The sequence below is a fragment of the Bacillus sp. RB3 genome, from assembly GCF_030164735.1.
In the GTDB taxonomy this organism is placed as follows: domain Bacteria; phylum Bacillota; class Bacilli; order Bacillales; family Bacillaceae_G; genus Bacillus_A; species Bacillus_A cereus.
Window position 1 is genome coordinate 1 of sequence record NZ_JASNGE010000130.1, and the last position, 249, is coordinate 249.

Sequence of the window (249 nt, forward strand, 5' to 3'; positions counted from 1 at the left end):
CCGCGACCCCAACCTTGGCAAGGTTGTATTCTACCACTGAACTACTTCCGCAAGACATGTATGAGTTATTTAATTAAAAGTGCGGGTGAAGGGAGTCGAACCCCCACGCCAAAGGCGCCAGATCCTAAGTCTGGTGCGTCTGCCAATTCCGCCACACCCGCATATTAATTTATTTAAGAAAAATGGGGCGACTGATGGGAATCGAACCCACGAATGCCGGAGCCACAATCCGGTGCGTTAACCACTTCG

Annotated in this window: 1 tRNA gene; it reads right to left on the reverse strand. The window is 50.6% G+C overall.

Annotation, left to right across the window (positions count from 1 at the left end):
* Positions 1-80 precede the first annotated feature (80 nt).
* A tRNA-Leu gene (locus tag QO049_RS30660) sits at positions 81-161 on the reverse strand.
* Positions 162-249 lie beyond the last annotated feature (88 nt).